This is a genomic window from Pseudoalteromonas sp. MQS005 (assembly GCF_001661605.1).
Classification (GTDB): Bacteria; Pseudomonadota; Gammaproteobacteria; order Enterobacterales; family Alteromonadaceae; genus Pseudoalteromonas; species Pseudoalteromonas tetraodonis.
The window spans coordinates 57,805-80,681 of record NZ_LYRQ01000010.1 but is presented as its reverse complement, the minus strand read 5'-3'; the positions used below and the strand labels follow the sequence as shown (position 1 = coordinate 80,681).

Below are 22,877 nucleotides of genomic sequence, written 5' to 3'. Positions count from 1 at the left end.
ACTCAGTGGTTTTACTGAAAATAACGAGGTGTTATTTTTTTGAGGTTTTTTCTGCAGGCATTTCACACTGCACAAATACACTGAGCGGTGGCTGATAAGCACGCGGTTTAGTTGGAAAGCGTTGGTACTCCTGTACGCCCTCGGTCACTTTTAACATAAAAGGATTATCGTGACATAAACGATTTGCGTGGCGCAACAAAAACACACTTTGGTTTCTAAAATGTGGGTAGTCGTCAGACTGTATTTCTAAGTGGTAATTGTTAGTGTCTATTTGAGTTTGCTTATAATGCACCTTTTCATCAAAATCATAAAGTCGCTGCATTTCACTTTGCTCTGCCGACACACTCAAACACCCCGTTAATAAACACCAGCTAATAATTCCATGTATGTAATGATTGGCTTTTATACTCATAAACCTTTAACTCCATCTTGATTTTGGGTAGTGTGATCAGCATATCTATTAAACCCGTTATGATATAAGTCTAACACCCAAAAAGGGGAAATGTGATGTTCAAGCAAATTAAACAGCTTTTTTCGAGTATTGATCAGCAAGATTATGATATTGAACAACATGATTTAAAAACAGCGGTTGCCGCATTATTAATTGAGGTAATGCGAGCGGATAACGATTTACAGGCTGATGAGCAACATACGCTAAGTCTAACATTAAAAAAATATTTTGATTTAACGGATGAAGCAGTAGATGAGTTAACCGAGCAAGCAAGTGCAAGCTTAGATGACGCCATTGATTATTTTCAATTTTCTAAGCAAATTAACAATCAATGTAGTGCACAGCAACGCATTGATATAGTTGAATTACTTTGGCGTTTAGCGTACTCCGATGGAGAACTTGATCCACAAGAAGAATACGTTATTCGTCGTGTTGCTAATTTATTGTATGTTACCCATGAAGACTTTATTGCTGCAAAGCTTGCAGCAACAAAGTTATAGTGGCTGCTTATTTAAGCTTACTTGCTACGCTAACTAACTGCTGTGCAAGACCAGCCACTTTTTCAGCGGTAGCGGGGTCGCTAATTCGACCGTTGTCATCTAATAAAGTATGAATAGCCGGTACTGCCAGTTGGTTCGCTAATACTAAGCTGCCAATGCCTGATAATATATCACGCACATGATTTAAGCCCCGTAAACCGCCCAACCCACCTGGTGAGGCTGCATATAACGCGGTTACTTTATTTGCAAATGCAGGCTCTGCGCCTTGTTCGGTGCGCGATGCCCAATCAATAGCATTTTTTAACACGGCGGTAATAGAGCCATTATATTCTGGGCTGGCCAGCAAAATGCCATCGGCTGCGCGAAGTTTGTCTTTAAGTTGTTGTACACCGGCTGGTGTGCCTTGTGCCTCGAGATCTTCATCAAACATAGGAATGGCTAAGTCTGCGAGTTTAATCACTTCTACTTCAGCGCCACTTTCTAAAGCAAAGCGTGCCGCTTCGTTAATGAGTTTTTGATGAAAGCTATCTTTACGTAAGCTACCTGCTAGGGCAATAATTTTTGGTGTTGTCATGAGCTGCTCCTGATAATGAGTTTGTATAATGTGACTTTAACAAATAATCACTTGCAGAAAAGCCAAATAAACGCAAAACTTGTGTGCGTATATGCACAGATTAAAGAGTAGTTATCATGGCAATTCAATTTAATGATTGGCAAGACCTGAAGGTTGCTTACGAGGTAGCGCGCTTAGGTACTTTAACTGCCGCGGCCGAAGTGTTAGATGTTCACCATAGTACGGTGCTCAGGCGAATAAATAACTTAGAAAAAAGCTTAAATGCGCGACTATTTCATCGCCATGCTCGCGGCTACAAAGTCACAGAAATTGGCGCTAAGTTATTTACCACAGCACAAGCGATTAATGGTGAACTAGAGCGCCTACATAATGACATTATTGCTGCAGATAGCACCTTGCAAGGTAGCTTGTTACTCACCACAGTTAGTGGCTTTATTGATGTATTAAGTGAGGTGTGTGAGCAGTTTCAAACCTTGCATCCGCAAGTGCAATTACAAGTGATTATGGATCAAAAACGCTTACGTTTAGATCATGGCCAAGCACATATCGCAGTAAGAGCTGGACCCAGACCGGATGAGGGTGATTATATTGCTCAGCATTTAGCGGCGCTCTCGTCAGGATTTTATGCATCAAAGCATTACATTAGCCGTTATGGGTTGCCACAGACATTAGCGCAACTATCGCTGCATAGCTTTGTGTCAGGTGTAGCAGGGTATAATGCCAAAGTGCCTTACTTTGCATGGGTTGATGAAAATATTCCCCCGTCGCAAGTTAAGCTAAGAGTGTCAGAAACCTCAGAAGCGACCCGCGCCATAGTAAAAGGACTCGGTATTGGCGGATTACAGCATGATGTTGCAGCGCAATACTCTGATTTAGTCCCTGTACTGCCTAATGAACTGAGTTGGCCAACCGATTTGTGGCTGGTTACGCATCATTTAGTGCATCGAACGGCAAAAGTTCAAGCGTTTAGTCAGCTATTAAAAAATTATTTTAGGCAGCGAAAGTTAAGTTAAAAAGGCTACAACGATTTTTTTATTGAAACACCTAAGCGCTTGGCTAGCCGCGTTAAGTTAGCGCGGTCGACCTGTAAACTACGCGCTGTGCTTGCCCAGTTATAATTATGTTGTTTAAGTTGCTGTATTATAAGTTGCTGAGTATAGGTATCTATGGCTTGCTTTAACGAAATGTTGTTTGCTAAAGGTGGGATTACAAGCTGGTTTGAGTGTTCAAGAGCTAAGGTGTTAACAGCGCTTAAATTTAGCTCACAATGCGCAGGTTCAATAGTAATAATTGGTTGCTGCCACTGATGTTGTTTAGCCTTTAATGCAGCCCGATTAATCACATGCTCAAGCTCCCTCACATTGCCTGGCCAGTCATATTTTTTAAGCAGCAGTTGCGTTTCAATACTGAGTTTTAGCTGTTTAATAGCGAGCTTGCGGGCTGTTTTTTCTGCAAAATAACCGGCTAATAAAATAACATCTTCATCACGGGCTTTCAATGGAGCGACTGTGAGTGGATAAACACTTAATCGATGGTACAAATCGGCGCGAAACCGTCCTTGTGTTACTTCGTGTTTTAGGTCGCGATTGGTTGCTGCAATCACTCTAACATCGACATATTTAAGTTCATCTTCGCCAACGGTTTGTACTTCGCCACTTTGCAGTACGCGTAATAATTTACTTTGCATAGCCAGAGGCAGCTCGCCGATTTCATCTAAAAATAAGGTGCCGCCATCGGCTAACTGAAATTTACCTTGGCGGGCATTTTGGGCGCCGGTAAAAGCGCCTTTTGCATGGCCAAAAAATTCACTTTCTGCGAGGTTTTCAGGCAGTGATGCACAATTTAAATGAATTAATGGCTGATCTTTACGTGCGGAGTGTAAGTGAATATTACGTGCCACCAACTCTTTGCCGACCCCAGTATCACCTAAAATAAGGACACTAAAGTTTGATGCCGCAACCAGTTTTATCTCATTTTTAAGCGTTTGTATTGCAGAGCTTTGGCCAATAATTTCACCACCATCACGTTTGAGCGCTTCACGGTTTAACGCTTGTACTAATTCACTAGAGTGCTGCGCATGTTGTTTGTAATGGGCAAGCTCTAGGGCTGTTTTAAAGTGCGCACTGCACAAGGTTTGTAAGGTGTTGAGTGTATCAGTGGTAATACCGTAAAACGCATTGGCGTTAAGGCTATCAAAGGTCAGAATGCCAAGTAGTGCGTTTTTATCATAAAGGGGTAACCCTAAGCAGGCATGCACTGGAATATCACCGGTTTTAGCCAGTAGTAGCCCGTCGTATGGATCAGGTAGTGGACAGTCATGTGCAAATTGCAGAGCCAAACGACTACTGCAGATGGCTTTAAGGCGAGGATGCTCCGCAATATCAAAACGTCGTCCTAGGCTATCGGGCATAAGCCCTTTAATGGCTAAGGGTTTTAATTGCTCACCTTGGCGAATTAATAATGCACTGGCATCGCTGGGAATAACACGTTCAACCGTGGCTAAAAGTTGCTCAAAACTGTGAGCATGTAACGTACTTTGCGCAAGTTCTAATGCAACTTGCGTCAGGTTGAATTGTTGGTTCATGTCAAAATGACCTGTTAGTGTATTTTTACAGGTTTTATAGTAGGTCATAAAGACCCATCTTGTAAAGCGAGTTAATTTAACCTTTTGAATATTATAGGTTTAATTAGTTGGCACACTCTGTGTAATGCTAAATGCAAGCAGTTAGTTATTACATAGGAAATAAACATGTTATCCGATAAAACCATACAAATAGTTAAAAGCACGGTGCCATTGCTTGCAGAGGCAGGTACGGTCGTAACCGATCATTTTTACAAGCGCATGTTTAGTCATAATCCCGAGCTTAAACATATTTTTAATATGACTAATCAGGAAACGGGTCGTCAGCAATTTGCATTATTTAATGCGTTGGCTGCGTACGCGCAAAATATTGATAATTTAGCCGTGTTAAAAGAGGCGCTAGCGCGAATTAATCATAAGCATACCAGCCTAAATATTTTACCTGAGCATTATCCTATTGTGGGCGCACATTTAATCGGTACGTTAAAAGAGCTTATTCCTGAGCAGTTTACTGCCGATGTTGAATATGCGTGGCGCGAGGCCTACGGTGTACTTGCTGATATTTGTATTACCGAAGAAGCGGCATTGTATGCGCACAGTAAAAACAACCATGGTGGCTGGGCAGGCACGCGCCAGTTTGAAATTACTGATAAACATGTTGAATCTGAATTCGTAACTAGTTTTACGCTGACACCTGTGGATGGTAAAGCAGTTATTACCTACAAGCCAGGACAGTACATTGGCATTAAAGTTAAGCCTGAGGGCGCAGAATATGAAGAGATCCGCCAGTATTCTATTTCGCAAAAGAGCAATGCTAAAAACTATCGTATTAGCGTTAAAAAAGAGTGCCAACCAAAGCCTGGCGTGGTGTCTAATTATTTACACTCACTAGAGCAAGGCGCACGAGTAGAGTTATACCCGCCAGCGGGAGACTTCATTTTAAAAAATGAGGCAACTCCAGTGGTACTTATTTCAGCAGGCGTTGGCCAAACCCCGATGATGGCGATGCTGCAAACGCTACTTAGTGGTGATAAAAATCAAGCGATTAGTTATTTGCACGCGTGTGAAAACAGCCGCGAATTTTCATTTAAAGGGTATTTAGCGCAGCAAACGGCAATGCATCCACAGCTAAAAACATTTACTTGGTTTAATCAAGGTGGCGAGGAGTGTGATTTCACTGGGCTAATGGATTTAACGGTGCTTGAGGCATCATTACCTATTAGCGAAGGGGCATTTTATTTGTGTGGACCAGCATCATTTATGGCTTACGTAAAAGGCCAGTTACTTGATTTAGGTGTGCAAAGCTCAAACATTCACTACGAAATATTTGGACCACACCAAGCGTTATAGGTTAATTAAAAGCGTGTGTTACACGCTTTTAATTTAAACTTACAGCTTTTTACTATTTGTGTTAGCAGCATAAGCTTGTTGTTGCCAAGCATTAAATAGCTTTTGTTGTTTAGCTGAAATTTTTAAACCATACGTTTTTTGCATGTAAGAGTACGCATCGGCAATGCGTTTACGTGCATGAACAGGCGGTTCAACAACACGTTGTTTAAAATTAACTTTAACCTCACAGCGACCATATTGCGTCGCGTTTTGGGCTAACATGCCAAAGCGGTAGTTTGAGCGATCGGCGTTAATTTCACCAATTGCAGGGGCTAAATTGTTTATATCGGCTTCCATCATGCGAAACTTAGCGCTAACTTTGCGGCAGTTTTTACGCCCACCATCTTGCCAACATTGTAACTGGTGACCAAATTCCCATGCAGGGACAATATGTTCCCATTCAATTCGCAATGCACGTTGATTTACTTTGCCTGAGCGGGTTAGTGTGTTGCGAGGCACGTAGCCACAATGGGTAGGATCGGGTACTAACTTTTTGCCTTGTTTTTTTATATCGCAACCACAATAAATACTTTTAGCGTTTTCGGGAAGGGTATTAATTAAGTGCTTTTTGGCACTCGAAAACCGCGTAAATTGTTCGCCCATTGCTGAAAAACAAGCACAGCAAGCCAACAAAGCTAAAATAAACCGAATCATATCCATCACATACGTGAACTACAGGAGCGCCTAGTTTAAGGCCTAGAATAAAAAAGTAAACTGCCACCGGCATGCTTTAATTTTAATTTGCGTATTTTGTAGAGGGCGTTTTTGAGGAGTAAATAGTGGGCAATATTCAGAGGCTAACGCTAAAAATGCGTTAATGAGGTGATTCCTGCGTTGTTGATTTGGTATAACGGTAAAACTGCGTTAAAGTTTGCAATGAAATTAATAGAGGGTAAAAACGAGATAATGTCGGAAATTCAATTTTTAAATGTAGATCTAGAGCTTGAGTCAAAGCAAGATATTAGCGTATTAGTTGCTGATTTAAAAAAGGTCGCAACTATTTTACATTATGATAAAGACGAATACCGTCAACTTGCTCGCATTGAGGTTGCAGGTGAAATAACCACGCCAGATAAAGCGATTAATCACTTGTGTGAGTTAATCGAGTCGTGTTCACGCAATGCATTAAAGCAATGGTTGAGTTGTTCACGCAGAACTTTCGATATTGGGTTTGAGTCTGGCACTTCGCCAAAATGCTTTAACCAAGCCTTACATGCAGATACCTTGTTACGTATATCTGCAATTGGTGCAGGCGTAGAAATTACTATTTACCCTCTCGAAAAGTAATTTAACTTCAACCTTGGTTAATTGACTTACTAGCCTTTTCGCTCAACTACGGCTGCGGTCATCCGTGATACGCAGCAAAGCTCATTGCGGCTATTGGTTATTTTAATATCCCAAACCGAGCTGCGTTTGCCGATATGATAAGCTCTCGCTGTGGCCGTTAATGTGCCATTGCGTGATGCCTTTAAATGACTTGCACTGATCTCTTGGCCAACACAATAAAACCGATTGAAATCAACTACAAAATTAGCGGCATAACTTGCTACTGTTTCAGCAAGCACCACATTTGCACCACCATGAACGATACCCATAGGGTTATGATGCTCTGGAATTGCCGGCATAGTTGCCACTAAGTAGTCATCACCAATTTCACTGATCTCTATTCCCATGGTTTTCATGAGTGTCCCTTGGCCTGTAATACCTTGATCTAATTGCTTACAAAACTCTAATGTAATCGGTTGATGCCAAATACTCATGCTAGCTCCTTGGATAAGTAATTGAGAATTAAAATTTATTAATATGATAATGCGTTGCTAATAATTACATTTATCACCCTGCTTTTAAAGTAGGTTACTGTTTGATGATAACGGCATATAAGGCATTAATTTATATTTGCGATTTTTAAATAACTGTATATACTCACAGTTAATTGTACTGTATGGAAAACCAGTTGTATGCGACCATTAACGAAACGCCAAGCGCAAATACTCGAACTCATTAAAGTGTTTATTAAAGACACTGGTATGCCTCCTACACGTGCCGAAATTGCACAAACACTGGGTTTTAAAAGTGCGAATGCTGCAGAAGAACACTTAAAAGCACTGGCCAAAAAAGGTGTTATTAAAATGAAGCCAGGCGCGAGTCGGGGCATTCAGCTTGTTGAAGAAGAGGAGCCAGAGCAGTTGGGCTTGCCTTTAATTGGCAGGGTTGCTGCCGGTGAGCCAATATTGGCGCAACAGCATGTAGAAAGCCACTGTAAAATTGACCCTTTAATGTTTAAACCTGCGGCCGATTTTTTATTGCGTGTTAACGGTATGAGTATGAAAGACATTGGTATTATGGATGGTGATTTACTTGCTGTGCATAAAACCCAAGTTGCCGAAAATGGACAAGTTATTGTTGCCCGTGTTGACGACGATGTAACCGTGAAGCGTTTAGAAAAAGCGGGCAGAAAAGTACTCTTACATGCTGAAAATGATGAATTTTCAGCTATTGAAGTCGATTTAGAAAATGAGTCGTTCAATATTGAAGGCTTAGCGGTAGGTGTTATTCGTAACGCTGACTGGATGTAGTATTAAAGCATAATTTAGCGCTTAATAGTGATTAGGCGCTGGGTTTGTTAGCAGCACAATGTCTAACTTATCAAATGTATGACTATATGTTGTTAAGTGCTTCTCCTATCATAAATAAAATCACTAAATACTTTATAAATTAACAAATTTACTCTGCTTTTTTAAGTTAACAATTTTTTATATTTCTATCCTGTAATTTCAATACACCCCTTACTAAACCTGACTCTTAGATTAATTGCCTGACTAGTTGCTATTTTTTTAGCTGCGCATTTTAAAAAATACACCTTGTTTATTTTTCATACTCACCTTGCTTATTGTTTATTTTTTAACTAGTTATTAAAGAGCTGGAATAAAAATAACTCACAGCTTAGTCGTTTTGAGAACACACATTTACTAAATCCAGCACCCTTATAAAAAATAAAAATAACGAATAGGCGTTTAAGCCGTATGCCTCTTCGCTTTGCGTCAGCAATAGCATCAAAGGAGCCGTCACATGGGTAAGCTGAGTTCTTCCTTGTGGCTTATATTGTTTGTTTTTTCGCAGAATGTGCTTGCTAATAGCCAATATAATATGCGTAAAGGCGTAACCGATATAAGTAATAATGTATACCAACTGCACATGACTATTTTTTTAATATGTTGTGTGATTGGGGTGATCGTGTTTGCCATTATGTTTTGGGCACTCATTCATCATCGCAAATCTAAAGGGGCTGTCCCTGCCCAATTCCATGAAAGCACCAAAGTAGAAATACTGTGGACTGCGATCCCTTTTGTCATATTAATTGTTATGGCCATTCCTGCGACTAAAACCTTAATTGCCATGGAGGATGCCAGCAAAGCTGATCTCACCATTAAAATTACAGGCTCACAGTGGAAGTGGCATTACGAGTATATGGGGGAGGACGTTGAGTTTTATTCCATGCTAGCTACCCCTCAAAATGAAATAACCAACCTTGCTGATAAAAACCCGAATTATTTACTCGAGGTCGATAAACCACTGGTACTACCTATTAATCAAAAAGTACGCTTTTTAATGACTTCAGATGATGTTATTCACTCATGGTGGGTGCCTGACTTTGCCGTTAAAAAAGATGCAAACCCTGGGTTTATTAACGAAACATGGACCAATATTAATGAGGTCGGTACTTACCGTGGGCAGTGTGCAGAGCTTTGCGGTAAAGATCATGGTTTTATGCCTGTTGTAGTAGAAGCTAAAACAGAAGAAGACTTCAAAACGTGGTTAGCAGAGGCTAAACAAGCCAAACAAAAAGCAGCTGAGGCAGACGCTGCGTTATTAGACCAAGTTGTACCAAAAGAGGAGCTGATGGCGCTTGGTGAGCAGGTTTATATGGCGAGCTGCGCGGCGTGCCATCAACCAACTGGCTTAGGCTTACCGGGTGTTTTCCCGGCCCTTAAAGGCAGCCCAATAGTCATAGGTGATATCAAAGGGCATATAGATATTTTGCTCCACGGTAAACCAGGTACGGCTATGCAGTCTTTCGCAAAGCAATTATCAATCAAGCAAATAGCAGCTGTTATTACCTATAAACGCAACGCGTGGGGTAATGACACTGGTGATGTAATTCAACCGAGCGAGATACAAGCGGCACTGGATGCTGATGGGGAGGCTAAATAATGAGTAGCATTGCAGAACAACCTAATACCAATGAGGCTCATCATGCCCATCAACCTGCCACAGGCTTTAAGCGCTGGTTATTTACAACCAACCATAAAGATATAGGTAGCTTATATTTAATTTTTTCACTCACCATGTTTTTAATTGGTGGGGCAATGGCGATGGTTATTCGAGCTGAGTTATTTCAGCCGGGCCTACAACTGGTTGATCCTCACTTTTTTAATCAAATGACCACAGTGCATGGTTTAATAATGGTGTTTGGTGCGGTTATGCCAGCCTTTACCGGCTTGGCAAACTGGATGATCCCGCTAATGATTGGTGCGCCAGATATGGCCTTACCGAGAATGAATAACTGGAGCTTTTGGATTTTACCGTTTGCGTTTTTAATCCTATTAGCTTCATTATTTATGCCCGGTGGTGGCCCTGCATTTGGTTGGACCTTTTACGCGCCGCTTTCCACCACTTATAGTAACGACAACACAGCAATGTTTGTATTTGCTGTGCATATTATGGGTATTAGTTCGATTATGGGGGCCATTAATGTGGTGGTCACCATAGTAAATATGCGTGCTCCGGGTATGACGTGGATGAAGCTGCCGTTATTTGTGTGGACATGGTTGATCACGGCGTTTTTACTTATTGCAGTTATGCCGGTACTTGCTGGTGCAGTTACTATGGTGCTCACCGATAAATACTTCGCGACCAGTTTCTTTGATGCCGCTGGTGGTGGCGATCCGGTGATGTTCCAACATATTTTTTGGTTTTTTGGTCACCCTGAAGTTTATATTATGATTTTGCCTGCCTTTGGCATTATTTCTACGATTGTTCCCACCTTTTCACGTAAAAAACTATTTGGTTATGCCTCTATGGTTTATGCCACCTCTTCGATTGCTTTGTTGAGTTTTATTGTGTGGGCGCATCATATGTTTACCACAGGTATGCCCGTGGCGGGTGAGTTGTTTTTTATGTACGCGACTATGTTGATATCGGTACCTACCGGTGTAAAAGTATTTAACTGGGTGGCGACTATGTGGCGCGGGTCTATTAGCTTTGAAGTGCCAATGCTGTTTAGTATCGCATTTATTGTGTTGTTTACTTTAGGTGGTTTTTCGGGGTTGATGCTAGCGATTACACCTGCCGATTTCCAATATCATGATACCTATTTTGTGGTTGCACACTTTCATTATGTGCTCGTAACGGGCGCGGTGTTTTCTATTATGGCGGGGGCTTATTATTGGCTGCCAAAATGGACCGGAAACATGTTCAATATTACCTTAGCAAAATGGCATTTTTGGTTGTCGTTAATAAGTGTAAATGTGCTGTTTTTCCCAATGCATTTTGTTGGGTTAGCCGGTATGCCACGCCGTATTCCAGATTATGCGCTACAGTTTGCTGATTTTAACGCCATTATTAGTATAGGTGGGTTTGCCTTTGGTTTATCGCAATTATTATTTGTGGTGGTTGTGTATAAATGTGCAAAAGGGGGCGACAAAGTGCCTGCAAAAGTTTGGGATGGAGCTGAGGGGCTTGAATGGGAAGTTGATTCACCTGCGCCTTATCATACGTTCTCAACGCCGCCGGACATTAAATAATGACTCACTTGCCGTTATTAAAAAAGCTGGTGGTGATTTGCATTGCAATGTTTGCATTTGCATTTGCCATGGTCCCTTTGTATGACGTGTTTTGCGATATAACGGGGCTTAATGGTAAGCCCTCGTTAGAGCAGGCACAGCAAAGTACCTTGGTCACTGAAAATAGAGAAGTCAGCGTTAGTTTCACTACGCATGCGCAAAGTGGTGCGCCTTTTGAAGTTAAATCTAAAGAGTACAGTGTAGATGTAAAGCCTGGGGCCATGCGTGAAGTTAAGTTTAGCGCTAAAAATAATAGCAATGAAGATAAAGTAATGCAGGCTATACCGTCGGTAGCACCAGGAAAAGCGGCCAAGTATTTACACAAAATAGCGTGTTTTTGCTTTGATCAGCAACCGTTAAAGGCAGGTGAAGAGCTGGAGTTTACATTATTGTTTTATGTAGATACTGAATTACCCAGTGATGTAGAAGAGTTAACCCTGTCTTATACCGTATTTGATATTAGCGAGCGGCTAGTAGCCAGTAATAACTAGCTTATAAAACTAGTGAAAAACTAGGAGCAAATAAAATGAATCAAAAATATGAACATTATTATGTACCAGAGCAAAGTCCATGGCCAATAGTTGGGGCAGTTGCGTTATTTTTTATTGCGGTAGGCGCAGCCTTAACCGTAATGGATATGGGCAAAGAGGGTGGTAATGGCGTTTACTTGTTATACGTAGGTATAGCTGTACTACTTTACATGCTGTTTAGCTGGTTTAAAAATGTCATACACGAGTCTGATCAAGGGCTTTATTCTGCACAAATGGACCGTTCTTTTAGGCAAGGTATGAGCTGGTTTATTTTTTCAGAAGTGATGTTCTTCATGGCATTTTTTGGCGCATTATTTTATGCCCGCATGTTCTCTGTGCCTTGGCTTGGAGGTGCGGATAACAACGCCATGACAAATGAAGTATTGTGGCCTACGTTTGAAGCCATGTGGCCATTGCTAAATACCCCAGGAGGCACCACGACCCAAGCAATGGGCTGGCAAGGGTTGCCGCTTATCAACACGCTTATTTTGCTTGCCTCGTCGGTAACTTTACATTTTGCCCATGTGGCGATGGAAAATAATAAACGTACCCCACTCAAAGTATGCTTGGGAGCGACCATTTTACTCGGAGTGTGCTTTTTAGGGCTGCAGGTAGAAGAGTATATATATGCTTATAACGATCTTAACTTAACCCTTGATGCGGGCATTTATGGCAATACCTTCTTTTTGTTAACCGGCTTTCACGGCATGCACGTCACCTTAGGAACAATTATTTTGTTGGTGGTGTTTTTGCGCATTATGAAAGGACATTTCACTAAAGATAAGCACTTTGCCTTTCAAGCTGCAGCTTGGTACTGGCATTTTGTTGATGTTGTTTGGCTGTGTTTGTTTGTATTTGTGTATGTGCTTTAGTGATTAAGGGGGACTGATTTGCCGTAATAAAACCAAGTTTTAGTGCGGCAATCACCATCACTAATACCACAACAGAAAATAACACCCGACGCCCTAAAAAGTGAGACATAGGGCGTCCATTGGTTTTCCCTGACACCATAATTAATAAAGCACGAAATAAATTAAATAATATAAATAATAACAGTAGAACAATAATAATTTTAATAATCACTGGATTTTACCCTTATGCAGTTAGTTGTATTTAACAAACAAAAGCTTAGCTCAATAATAACAATTTGCTTGGTTGTTATTGTGGTATTGGTTTGTGTGCGACTAGGGTTTTGGCAATTACAGCGAGCAGAACAAAAGCAACAGCAGCTTAGTGCCATTGAAAATATACAACAACATGGCGTAATGAGCTGGGCAGAGTTACAACAGCTGCCAAATGAGTGGAACAAAACCGGTGTATTGGTTTCGTTAAATGGTTATTTTGACACTAATAATTATTGGTTGCTTGATAACCAAATCTATAATGGTCAGGTTGGTTACGACTTACTGGCATTATTAAAACTGTCTGATGAATCACGCTTTTTGTTAGTGAACTTAGGCTGGGTAAAAGCAGAACGTTCAAGAGAAATCCTACCAAACGTAACAATACCTAGTGGTAAATTTACGTTAACGGCACAAATTAAAGAAGATAATTTAAGTGGCTTTACCTTAGCCAATAACAATACTCAGTCGGATTTAGCCAAACGAATTCAAATCATTGATTTACAAGCATTGAGTAGCCAATCTAATCGCCCTTTAGTGAATTTTATGGCTTACCGCCAAGGTCAAGCTGATGAAATTGCTGCCCCTCATTATGAAGCCGTTGTTATGAGTCCAGAAAAACATTATGCCTACTCAGTACAGTGGTTTTTAATTGCGGTTGCCTGTGTGGTGGTCGCTATTTTTGCAAGCAGGAAGAGGATAGATAATGAAAAATAAACCCCTGTTACTCTTTGCTGTGTGCTGCGCTATTCCCTTAGTGCTGGCTTACAGCGCGTTAAAACTTGATTGGCTACCTACAGCAATTACTAACCATGGTGAATTTTTAGAGCGTGAAATTAAGCTAGACAATTGGGCGCAGCATAACCCTAAGCAATGGACCATCGCTTTAAATTATTCAGCACAATGCAAAGCGTCTTGCACAGAGCAATTAGCCGCTTTAGACAACTTATATGTTGCCCTTGGCAAAAACCAACACAAAGTTGATATGGCTATTATGGGACAGCCTGAGCTAGTTACAACGCGTTGGCATGTTATTGATGAGCAACAGCAGTTAAAGCCTGCCAGTTTGTATTTAATCGATCATATGGGGCTAATTGTACTGGAGTATCCATTTAGTTCTCAACCACAAGAAAACCGTTTGATCCAAAAAGGGTTATTAAAAGATCTAAAAAAATTACTCAATTACTCTCGTTCGAGCTAAGTAGAGGATGCTATGTATAAAAACTATAAAAATTTGGTATTAGCAACGAGTTTATTCGCATTAATTGTGGTGGCTCTGGGCGCATACACGCGTTTAAGTGACGCAGGGCTTGGTTGTCCCGATTGGCCTGGTTGTTATGGCTTTTTAACCGTGCCTAAACACGAAGCAGAGATTGCACAAGCGATTCAAAGTTATCCCGATATGATATTTGAAAAAGCAAAAGCATGGAAAGAAATGATCCATCGCTACTTTGCAGGCACGCTTGGGGTATTAATTTTAGTGTTGTTTATTTTAGCTTTTCTAAAGCGTCAGTACCCAACCACGCCTGTAAGGTTGCCTATGATATTGCTGCTGCTTGTTATTTTTCAGGCCGCATTAGGTATGTGGACGGTTACTATGAACCTACAGCCGCTTATAGTTATGGGGCATTTGCTCGGAGGATTTAGTATTTTAGCGTTATTAACGCTATTGTATTTGCGTCTGACCAGCCAACCTATTACGGGTGGTGATGCGGGCGCAAAACCTCACTTTAAATTAAGCCTCGTGGCATTAACGGTACTGATTTTACAAATCGCCCTTGGTGGTTGGTTAGCGGCTAATTATGCGGCTCCACATTGTAATGGCTTACCGCTGTGTAGTTACGCTCAGCCTTTTTCATTCAGTAGTGTCTTTCAGCTCCCCCTTGAGCACAGTAATTATGAATTTGGTGTGTTGTCGCAACAGGCGCGTATGTCTATTCATTTACTGCATCGAATATGGGCCTTAGTTACTTGCATTGTTTTAGCCTTGGTGATGTGGCGTATATACAGTCATGCCTATTCGCAAAAAATTAAAAGCTGTACGGTGAGTGTGCTAGTGGCGTTATTTTGCCAGATAGCTTTAGGGTTAGCCGTGGTGCATTTTCATTTTCCGTTAGGCGTGGCACTGGCGCATAACTTAATGGCTGCCATACTGTTATTAACTATGGTTAGGTTATGTTATTACCTAAAAGTACGTACTTAGAGGGGAATGATTATGGCACTTACAATTAATAAAAAAGCAATGCAGCCCGTTTACAGCGCATCGTTATTGACTAAAAGTTACCACTTAATCCAAGATTATTTGGCAATAAGTAAATTTAAAGTAGTGGCTATGCTAGTGTTAACAGCATGGGTTGGCTTAGCGCTAGCCCCTGATGTTGGCAGAGGTGTTGGGGTTCAGTTCATCAGTTTATTAGGAATTGGATTACTCTCTGCGGCCGCCGCAGTCATTAATCATGTGGTTGATAGCGAAATTGATAGCAAAATGGCACGCACCCGCCATCGCCCTGTTGCTAAAGGGCGTTTAAGTAAATTACATGCACTGAGCTTTGCTGCTGTGATTGGCGTTGCGGGCTTTATTATGCTGATGTTGTGGGCAAATACGCTCACAGCCATACTGACCTTATTTGCACTTGTTGGTTATGCGTTTATTTATACGTCATTTTTAAAACGTGCTACACCACAAAATATAGTTATAGGGGGATTAGCCGGTGCAATGCCTCCATTACTCGGTTGGGTGTCTGAAACAAATCAAATGGCGGCAGCCCCTTGGTTGCTGGTGATGATTATATTTACCTGGACCCCACCTCATTTTTGGGCGCTCGCCATCGCGCGTAAAAGTGATTATGAGCGGGCTAAAATCCCCATGTTACCGGTCACCCATGGTATCGATTTTTGTAAAACATGCGTGCTTGCATATTCGGTATTACTCGCCATTGTATGTGTGTTTCCTTATTTGATTGGCATGTCAGGGCTTATTTATCTAAGCGGGGCATGTCTTCTCAATATTGTATTTATATACAAAGCAATTAACTTAAAGTTTGCCGCCAAAGAAGACACTGCGATGGATTTATTTCGTTTTTCGATTATTCATTTGATGATACTATTTATCATCTTATTTATAGATAAATGGCTAGTTATATGAAGCAGTTATGGTGTGGTTTAGTTGTTTTTTCAGTACTCTTTTTATCGGCCTGTAGTGATAAAAAAAATTTACAAGATCTTGATGCGTTAGTTTATGAAACCGCAAAACCGTTATCTGACTTTTCGTTGAGTGATCAACAAGGGAAGTTAGTAACCAAACAGCAGTTTTTAGGCCAATGGAATTTAGTGTTTTTAGGTTACACAAGTTGCCCTGATATTTGCCCGATGACGCTAGCTAAGCTCAACAATGCCTATAAAAATTTGCAGGCTGAGTATCCACTACAAGTATGGTTTATATCTGTTGATCCTAAACGTGATATTGCTCAAAAACGTAAAGAGTACATAGATTACTTTAATCCAGATTTTTTAGCTGTATCAGGTGAACATAAAGACTTATTTCCATTTGTCCGCGAGCTTGGATTAATTTACGCAATTAGTGATAGTAATGAATCCGACTATGCGGTGGATCATAGTGCATCTGTTGCCCTTGTTGATGGCAGTGGCGCACTAAGAGCTATTTTTAAGCCTGAATTTAAACAAGGAGATGTGCCTTTGGTTAATACTACAAAATTAACCGCAGAATTTATTGAAATAGCCGAATACTACAAAAACTAGCTTTTAAAGGTTTTACGATTTTAAAGGGGCTTTATGCCCCTTTTCGCGTTTTTTATTAACGGTTTTTAATTAATTAGTTATTTTTTAGTCGTTTTTATGGCGTTTTCATTATCTCGGTCTAAGCTTTTGTTATGGATTGAGTTGATAAGGAAAAGCTTAAAAAATGCTTAAACTACCAAACGAACTTTCAATTGTTCATGTTGAAGTTTTACATCAAGATTTATTAAGCGAACTTAATAATAGCCGAGATATTTGCTTAGATATTAGCGATGTAATGTCTGCTGATACGGCCTCGGTTCAACTTTTATGTGCCCTACAAAAACATCTTCTTACTATTAATCAAAAAATTGCCTGGGTTGGCAGTAGTGATGCATTAACCAATGCCATTGATCAACTCGGTTTAAGTGAATACCTAGCACCAGAAAGTACTAATTAGAGGTCTATATGAAAAGAATATTAGCTGTAGATGATTCTGCATCAATGCGTCAAATGGTGAGTTTTACGTTAAAAACAGCAGGGTTTGATGTTACCGAAGCCAAAGACGGTAGTGAGGCATTAGCGATTGCCAAGCAGCAAGGTTTTGATGCAGTTATTTCTGATGTAAATATGCCTGTTATGGATGGGATCACGCTTATCAGAGAGTTAAGAGGGCTTCCGAATTACAAGTTTACACCGCTACTTATGTTAACCACAGAATCGGGCATGGATAAAAAGGTAGAAGGGAAAGCTGCTGGGGCAACAGGGTGGATTGTAAAGCCTTTCAATCCAGATCAACTATTAGCCGTGCTAAAAAAAGTAATCCGCTAACCTAGGAGTGCACTGTGAGTATTGATTTAAGCCAGTTTTTTGAAGTGTTCTTTGAAGAGAGTTTTGAAGGCCTCGATGTTATGGAGACTGAATTACTCAACTTAGTGCCGGGCGAAGAAGACTTAGAAACCATTAATACTATTTTTAGGGCTGCCCATTCTATTAAAGGAGGCAGTGCTACCTTTGGGTTTAATTCAATCGCAAACTTCACTCATGTTCTAGAAACATTACTGGATCAAATACGTGAAGGTCAGCGAAATATAAGCAGTGAACATATTAACTTATTACTTAAATCAGTAGATTGTTTAAGAGCCTTGTTGCATTCGCTTAAAGTACAGGAAGAGCCTGATTTAAGCCAAGCTGACTCATTACGAGAGCAGTTTGAAAGATTACTTGGCATGCCTGAAAGTGAAACCGTAGTGGCAGAAGCCAGTGTTGAACAGGTCATTATTAATACTTATCAAATTGATTTTAAACCGCATTTTCATTTGTTTAAAACGGGTAACGAACCGCTGTTTATGATCAGTGAATTAGCTGAACTTGGTGAATTGGAAGTACAAGCGTTTACTGATGTTATACCTGACATCAAAGATTTAACGACCGATGAATGCTTTTTATATTGGCGATTTTTCTTAAACACTGACCGTGACGATCAAGCAATTAGAGAAATTTTTGAGTGGGTTGAGGACGATGCCGATATTAAAATTGAGCTTTGTGGTGGCTTATTTAATGATGGTAAAGCAGCAGAAGCTGCAGTGGTCAACGAACCTGTTATTGAAACACCAAAAACGGTTGTTGAACCCAAAACCAATAAACCAAAAGCACCAACCAGTGCAAAAGCAGCGCCTGAGTCAACTTCCATTCGTGTTGGCATTGATAAGGTCGACTCACTGATTAATATGGTTGGAGAGTTGGTCATTACCCAAGCGATGCTAAATCAGCTTAGCGAACAAGAAATGACGCCTACCACGGTGACCTCGCTTCAAGAGGGGCTTGCGCAATTAGCGCATAACACCCGCGACTTACAAGAAAACGTGATGCGTATTCGCATGCTGCCAATTAACTTTGTGTTCAGTCGTTTTCCACGTTTAGTACGTGATATTGCCCAAAAGCTTAATAAAGAGGTGGAGTTAAAGCTGATAGGAGAACAAACAGAATTAGATAAAACCGTTATGGAAAAAATATCCGATCCTATGGTGCATTTAGTAAGAAACTCATTGGATCATGGTATTGAAACGGTAGAAAAACGTATTGCAGCAGGAAAAGATCCTGTGGGTAAGGTTACATTAAATGCCTTTCATCAGGGCGGCAATATCGTCATTGAAATTATGGATGATGGCCAAGGTCTTAACACTCAAAAGATCAAAGAAAAAGCGATTACCAATGAAGTGATCGCCGCTGACAGTGAGCTAACAGTTGATGAAATTAACGAACTCATTTTTATGCCAGGATTTTCTACCGCTGATGAGGTCAGTGACTTATCTGGCCGTGGTGTGGGTATGGATGTGGTTAAGCGTAATATTCAATCATTAAATGGCTCGGTAGAAGTGACATCTGCTGCTGGAATTGGTTCTACTTTTACTATTCGGCTACCGCTCACTTTAGCTATTTTAGATGGGCAATTAGTCAAAGTAGCCAAGCATACTTACATTATTCCACTGATCTCGATTGTAGAATCGTTGCAAATTGATATTGCAAAAGTAAGCCGTGTTGGTAAAGACCTAGATGTACTCAGATTACGTGATGAATACATTCCTATTTTACGTTTATACGACATTTTTAATCACCAAAATGCCATTGAATCGTTAGATAAAACCTTACTAGTTGTCGTGGAAAACGATAATCAAAAAGTTGGGTTACTTGTCGACGATTTACTTTCACAACAGCAGGTGGTTATAAAAAGCTTAGAGGCTAATTACCACAAAGTGGATGGTGTGTCGGGGGCAACGATTTTAGGTGATGGGCGTGTTTCGTTAATTTTAGATATTAGCGGCTTGATAAAGCTTTCAGGGTTAAAAAAGCCAGGTAGCCAAGCATTGAGTATTGAGCCATCGACCATCTTGGAGGATTCATGTTCTCTGAATCAATAGCATTAAATAGCAATATTGAACTACAGCGCAAAGAGGGCATTAAGCAGTTTCTCACCTTTATTATGGCTGAAGAAGAGTACGGAGTAGATATATTAACGGTGCAAGAAATTCGTAGCTGGGAAGATATAACCGCACTGCCAAATGCCCCTGAGTACATAAAAGGCGTGATTAATTTACGCGGCACCATTGTGCCAATTATTGATTTACGATTGCGCTTTGGTTTACCCACCATTGAGTATGGACCGTTAACGGTAGTCATTATTGTAAAAGTTGAGTTTGAGCAAGAAAGTAAAGTGATGGGGATCACGGTAGACGCCGTAGCGGATGTTTACAGTATTGCTGAGCAAGACGCTAAAGCAGTGCCGAGTTTAACCCAAACAAATGAAAGTGAATATGTCGCAGGGCTAGTGAATGTGGGTGATAAAATGGTCGCGCTAATTAACCTGCAGGCAACCATGAATATTTAGCGGTAATAGTAACTAAATAAAGCAAATAACTTAAAGGTGGTGATAAGCATGGGATGGTTTAGTAATTCAAAACAGTCTAAATCAAGCAATGATTTGATCATAAATGCATTGCATAAATCATTAGCAATAATTGAATTTGAGCCTAATGGAAGAATCATTACTGCCAATGTTAATTTTCTTCGTGTAATGGGCTACTCACTCGCTGAGATTCAAGGCCAGCACCATTCTTTATTTGTAAGCCCTAGCGAAACGCAAAGTGATGAATATCGTCAATTTTGGCAGCGTTTGAACGCGGGTGAATTTATTTCAGATGAATTTAAGCGTATTGGAAAAAATGGCAAAGAAGTCTGGATCCAAGCAACATACAATCCTGTTATAGACTCGCAAGGGCAAGTACTTAAAGTCGTTAAATTTGCAACAGACATTACTGAGCAAAAGTTAAAAGCGGTTGAAGCTGCAGGCCAAATTACCGCAATCAGTAAGTCACAAGCGGTTATTGAGTTTAATTTAGATGGAACCATTATTGGCGCTAATGATAATTTTTTAAAAACATTTGGTTATCAGGCAAATGAAATACAAGGGCAGCATCATAGATTGTTTGTTACTTCTGAATATGCAAACAGCCAAGAATATCAAGCGTTTTGGGATAAACTTGGGCGTGGCGAGTATGACAGTGGTGAGTATTTAAGAATAGGTAAACAAGGCGAGGAAATTTGGATATATGCCTCTTATAATCCTATTTACGATATGAATGGTAAGCCATTTAAAGTGATTAAGTACGCCACCGATATCACAGCGCAAAAAGAGCTAGAAAAAACCTCTAAAAAAGCGGCCGACTTGGCTAACGCATTAAAAGTATGCCAAGCAAGTGTGATGATTGCTGATAAAAATTTAAACATTATTTTTGTAAATGACTGCATCAAGCAAATGTTTAAAGCACGTGAAAAAGAGTTGCAAACTGTTTTACCTAGTTTTTCAGTCGCTGGGTTAATGGATATCCGTGTTGATGAGTTTCATCAGGAACTAGCTAATCAGCAAGAGCGACTAAAAAACTTAGATGCTCCTTATAAAACTACGTTGAATTTAGCTGGTCTTATTTTTGACATCATTGCTTCTCCTTGGACTAATCAAGATGGCAAGTGCTTAGGTACTATTGTTGAATGGCAAGATATTACTGATGAGGTGTCTAAAGCGGATGCTGAACGTGCTAGAGCGCAAGAAAACTTACGTGTTCGCCAAGCATTAGATACCGTGGCAACCAATACCATGATTGCTGATGCCTCGAATGTCATTGTGTATATGAATAGCGCAGTGAGAAATATGATGAGTGTTGCGCAAAATGATATACGCACTGACTTACCTAACTTTGATAGCAAAAACTTACTTAATCAAAGTATTGATATATTTCATAAAAATCCAGCCCATCAGCAAAATATGTTGGCTAAGTTAACGGATACTTACAGTACAGAAATTAAAGTGGGCGGCAGAACCTTTGGTTTAGTGGCAAACCCTATAATCACCACAGACAATGAGCGTATTGGGACGGTAGTTGAGTGGGAAGACAGAACCGCAGAAGTCGCTATTGAAAAAGAAATTGCTCAATTAGTCGGCGCAGCAAGCAAAGGTGACTTAAATGCACGAGTAGCTGAGCAAGGAAAAGATGGCTTTTTCTTACGTTTAGCTCAGGGTCTTAATAGTTTAGTTAAAGTGGTTGACGATGCGGTAACTGATACTGGCAATATGCTCGATGCCATGGCCACTGGGGATTTATCAAAACGGATTGAAAAACAGTATTACGGCTCGTTTGATAAACTTAAAAAAGATGCAAATGCGACAGCAGATAAACTAACTGAGGTCATTAATCGCATTAATACATCGGCTACACTGGTGGCCAGTGGGGCTGAAGAAATTTCACAAGGCAATGCCGATTTAAGCCAGCGTACAGAAGAGCAGGCGTCATCATTAGAAGAAACAGCCTCTAGCATGGAAGAAATGACCAGTACGGTTCGCCAAAACGCCGATAATGCTAAAGTGGCAAATGACTTAGCTGAAGAAACCTGTGATAAGGCGATTCAGGGTGGAGAAGTGGTTAATAAAGCGGTAACCAGCATGTCTGCGATTAATGAATCGAGTAAGAAAATTGCCGACATCATTGGAGTGATAGACGAAATAGCATTCCAAACCAATTTGCTTGCACTTAATGCTGCCGTAGAGGCTGCTAGAGCCGGTGAGCAAGGCCGAGGTTTTGCGGTTGTTGCAGGTGAAGTACGTAACTTAGCGCAGCGCTCGGCAGGTGCAGCGAAAGAAATTAAAGAGCTAATTAGAGACAGTGTTGGCAAAGTTGCTGACGGTAGCGCGCTTGTGAATGAGTCAGGTGTGACGTTACAAGAGATTGTGGTATCGGTGAAACGCGTAACGCAAATGATAGCCGATATTACCCAAGCCTCTGAAGAGCAAAGTGCAGGTATTGAGCAAGTAAATAAAGCTGTATCGCAAATGGATGAAATGACCCAGCAAAATGCGGCATTAGTTGAACAAGCATCGGCTGCAGGTGAATCAATGGCGGAACAAGCCAATGAAATGCGCCGTTTACTGCACTTTTTCTCATTAGGCCAGCAAGATATGGCAGTGGTATCGCCTGTTATTCGCACACCTGAAATATCTCATCAGCAACAAAATAGCTTCGTTAGTAATAAAAGCAAAGGTGAAAATTTTGTAGACTCGGCTGAAGAGTGGGAGGAGTTTTAAACTCACTTAGTTAGGTT

General features: G+C 40.6%; 25 protein-coding genes. 19 read left to right on the top strand and 6 right to left on the bottom strand.

All coding sequences use genetic code 11. From position 1 onward, the window contains the following. Positions 1 to 31 precede the first annotated feature (31 nt). Complete coding sequence (locus tag A9479_RS05490; RefSeq protein WP_013466152.1) at positions 32 to 412, bottom strand: hypothetical protein; 381 nt, start codon at positions 410 to 412, stop codon at positions 32 to 34. Between the two features lie 95 nt (positions 413 to 507). Here A9479_RS05490 and A9479_RS05485 point away from each other — a divergent pair, with 95 nt between their 5' ends. Then, positions 508 to 951, top strand: coding sequence for a TerB family tellurite resistance protein (locus A9479_RS05485; protein ID WP_013466151.1), 444 nt, complete (start codon positions 508 to 510; stop codon positions 949 to 951). A 7-nt stretch (positions 952 to 958) separates the two neighbouring features. Here the strand turns inward: A9479_RS05485 and A9479_RS05480 are convergent, their stop codons facing one another. After that, entirely contained in the window at positions 959 to 1,525 is a 567-nt protein-coding gene (locus tag A9479_RS05480) for an NADPH-dependent FMN reductase (RefSeq protein WP_013466150.1), read from the bottom strand. A gap of 116 nt (positions 1,526 to 1,641) precedes the next feature. Here A9479_RS05480 and A9479_RS05475 point away from each other — a divergent pair, with 116 nt between their 5' ends. Next, positions 1,642 to 2,538, top strand: a complete 897-nt coding sequence (locus tag A9479_RS05475; protein WP_013466149.1) for a LysR family transcriptional regulator — start codon at positions 1,642 to 1,644, stop codon at positions 2,536 to 2,538. Positions 2,539 to 2,543: 5 nt separating this feature from the next. Here the strand turns inward: A9479_RS05475 and norR are convergent, their stop codons facing one another. Further along, positions 2,544 to 4,109 (bottom strand): nitric oxide reductase transcriptional regulator NorR, encoded by a 1,566-nt coding sequence (gene norR, locus A9479_RS05470; RefSeq protein WP_064662903.1) that lies wholly within the window; start codon positions 4,107 to 4,109, stop codon positions 2,544 to 2,546. 165 nt (positions 4,110 to 4,274) lie between these two features. Here norR and hmpA point away from each other — a divergent pair, with 165 nt between their 5' ends. Beyond that, the gene (gene hmpA / locus A9479_RS05465; protein ID WP_064662897.1) at positions 4,275 to 5,456 is read left to right on the top strand and encodes an NO-inducible flavohemoprotein; all 1,182 of its coding nucleotides are present in this window, start codon (positions 4,275 to 4,277) and stop codon (positions 5,454 to 5,456) included. Positions 5,457 to 5,495: 39 nt separating this feature from the next. Here hmpA and A9479_RS05460 read toward each other — a convergent pair whose 3' ends face one another. Next, complete coding sequence (locus A9479_RS05460) at positions 5,496 to 6,149, bottom strand: endonuclease (protein WP_064662902.1); 654 nt, start codon at positions 6,147 to 6,149, stop codon at positions 5,496 to 5,498. Positions 6,150 to 6,401: 252 nt separating this feature from the next. On the opposite strand from A9479_RS05460, the gene A9479_RS05455 reads away from it, so the two are divergent. Then, a complete protein-coding gene (locus A9479_RS05455; RefSeq protein WP_024602174.1) occupies positions 6,402 to 6,782 on the top strand; it encodes a hypothetical protein in 381 nt (126 codons plus the stop codon). A gap of 29 nt (positions 6,783 to 6,811) precedes the next feature. Here the strand turns inward: A9479_RS05455 and A9479_RS05450 are convergent, their stop codons facing one another. Next, positions 6,812 to 7,255, bottom strand: a complete 444-nt coding sequence (locus A9479_RS05450; RefSeq protein ID WP_013466144.1) for a PaaI family thioesterase — start codon at positions 7,253 to 7,255, stop codon at positions 6,812 to 6,814. Between the two features lie 198 nt (positions 7,256 to 7,453). Here A9479_RS05450 and lexA point away from each other — a divergent pair, with 198 nt between their 5' ends. The 5 genes from lexA (at position 7,454) to A9479_RS05425 (ending at position 12,740) form a co-directional block, all read left to right on the top strand. Beyond that, positions 7,454 to 8,071, top strand: coding sequence for a transcriptional repressor LexA (gene lexA / locus A9479_RS05445; protein ID WP_008114166.1), 618 nt, complete (start codon positions 7,454 to 7,456; stop codon positions 8,069 to 8,071). A gap of 493 nt (positions 8,072 to 8,564) precedes the next feature. Then, the gene (gene coxB / locus A9479_RS05440) at positions 8,565 to 9,707 is read left to right on the top strand and encodes a cytochrome c oxidase subunit II (RefSeq protein WP_036980527.1); all 1,143 of its coding nucleotides are present in this window, start codon (positions 8,565 to 8,567) and stop codon (positions 9,705 to 9,707) included. Further along, the gene (gene ctaD / locus A9479_RS05435; protein WP_028834828.1) at positions 9,707 to 11,299 is read left to right on the top strand and encodes a cytochrome c oxidase subunit I; all 1,593 of its coding nucleotides are present in this window, start codon (positions 9,707 to 9,709) and stop codon (positions 11,297 to 11,299) included. Before coxB ends, ctaD begins: the two co-directional genes overlap by 1 nt. Beyond that, complete coding sequence (locus A9479_RS05430; RefSeq protein WP_013466139.1) at positions 11,299 to 11,829, top strand: cytochrome c oxidase assembly protein; 531 nt, start codon at positions 11,299 to 11,301, stop codon at positions 11,827 to 11,829. The genes ctaD and A9479_RS05430 overlap by 1 nt, the downstream gene beginning before the upstream one ends. Before the next feature lie 35 nt (positions 11,830 to 11,864). Then, positions 11,865 to 12,740 carry a cytochrome c oxidase subunit 3 gene (locus A9479_RS05425; RefSeq protein WP_013466138.1) on the top strand — a complete coding sequence of 292 codons (876 nt, stop codon included), beginning with the start codon at positions 11,865 to 11,867 and terminating at the stop codon, positions 12,738 to 12,740. Here the strand turns inward: A9479_RS05425 and A9479_RS20205 are convergent. Continuing rightward, positions 12,643 to 12,951 carry a DUF2909 family protein gene (locus A9479_RS20205; RefSeq protein WP_081485455.1) on the bottom strand — a complete coding sequence of 103 codons (309 nt, stop codon included), beginning with the start codon at positions 12,949 to 12,951 and terminating at the stop codon, positions 12,643 to 12,645. The two genes, A9479_RS05425 and A9479_RS20205, sit on opposite strands and share 98 nt — an antisense overlap. 14 nt (positions 12,952 to 12,965) lie before the next feature. Here A9479_RS20205 and A9479_RS05420 point away from each other — a divergent pair, with 14 nt between their 5' ends. From A9479_RS05420 to A9479_RS05375, 10 genes are all read left to right on the top strand, one after another. Next, a complete protein-coding gene (locus tag A9479_RS05420) occupies positions 12,966 to 13,706 on the top strand; it encodes an SURF1 family protein (RefSeq protein ID WP_064662896.1) in 741 nt (246 codons plus the stop codon). Next, positions 13,696 to 14,190 (top strand): hypothetical protein, encoded by a 495-nt coding sequence (locus A9479_RS05415; RefSeq protein WP_013466136.1) that lies wholly within the window; start codon positions 13,696 to 13,698, stop codon positions 14,188 to 14,190. Before A9479_RS05420 ends, A9479_RS05415 begins: the two co-directional genes overlap by 11 nt. Before the next feature lie 12 nt (positions 14,191 to 14,202). Next, positions 14,203 to 15,192, top strand: a complete 990-nt coding sequence (locus A9479_RS05410) for a heme A synthase (RefSeq protein ID WP_024602181.1) — start codon at positions 14,203 to 14,205, stop codon at positions 15,190 to 15,192. 12 nt (positions 15,193 to 15,204) lie between these two features. Further along, entirely contained in the window at positions 15,205 to 16,134 is a 930-nt protein-coding gene (gene cyoE, locus A9479_RS05405; protein WP_013466134.1) for a heme o synthase, read from the top strand. Next, positions 16,131 to 16,748, top strand: a complete 618-nt coding sequence (locus tag A9479_RS05400) for an SCO family protein (protein WP_058155347.1) — start codon at positions 16,131 to 16,133, stop codon at positions 16,746 to 16,748. Before cyoE ends, A9479_RS05400 begins: the two co-directional genes overlap by 4 nt. Before the next feature lie 163 nt (positions 16,749 to 16,911). Beyond that, a complete protein-coding gene (locus A9479_RS05395) occupies positions 16,912 to 17,184 on the top strand; it encodes a lipid asymmetry maintenance protein MlaB (protein WP_024602184.1) in 273 nt (90 codons plus the stop codon). An 8-nt stretch (positions 17,185 to 17,192) separates the two neighbouring features. Further along, entirely contained in the window at positions 17,193 to 17,555 is a 363-nt protein-coding gene (locus A9479_RS05390; RefSeq protein ID WP_013466131.1) for a response regulator, read from the top strand. A gap of 14 nt (positions 17,556 to 17,569) precedes the next feature. Continuing rightward, positions 17,570 to 19,645 carry a chemotaxis protein CheA gene (locus tag A9479_RS05385; RefSeq protein ID WP_064662895.1) on the top strand — a complete coding sequence of 692 codons (2,076 nt, stop codon included), beginning with the start codon at positions 17,570 to 17,572 and terminating at the stop codon, positions 19,643 to 19,645. Beyond that, complete coding sequence (locus A9479_RS05380) at positions 19,627 to 20,112, top strand: chemotaxis protein CheW (protein ID WP_064662894.1); 486 nt, start codon at positions 19,627 to 19,629, stop codon at positions 20,110 to 20,112. The genes A9479_RS05385 and A9479_RS05380 overlap by 19 nt, the downstream gene beginning before the upstream one ends. A gap of 48 nt (positions 20,113 to 20,160) precedes the next feature. Next, positions 20,161 to 22,860: a methyl-accepting chemotaxis protein gene (locus tag A9479_RS05375; RefSeq protein WP_064662893.1), complete on the top strand. Its 2,700-nt coding sequence runs from the start codon at positions 20,161 to 20,163 to the stop codon at positions 22,858 to 22,860. The last annotated feature ends 17 nt before the right edge of the window (positions 22,861 to 22,877 follow it).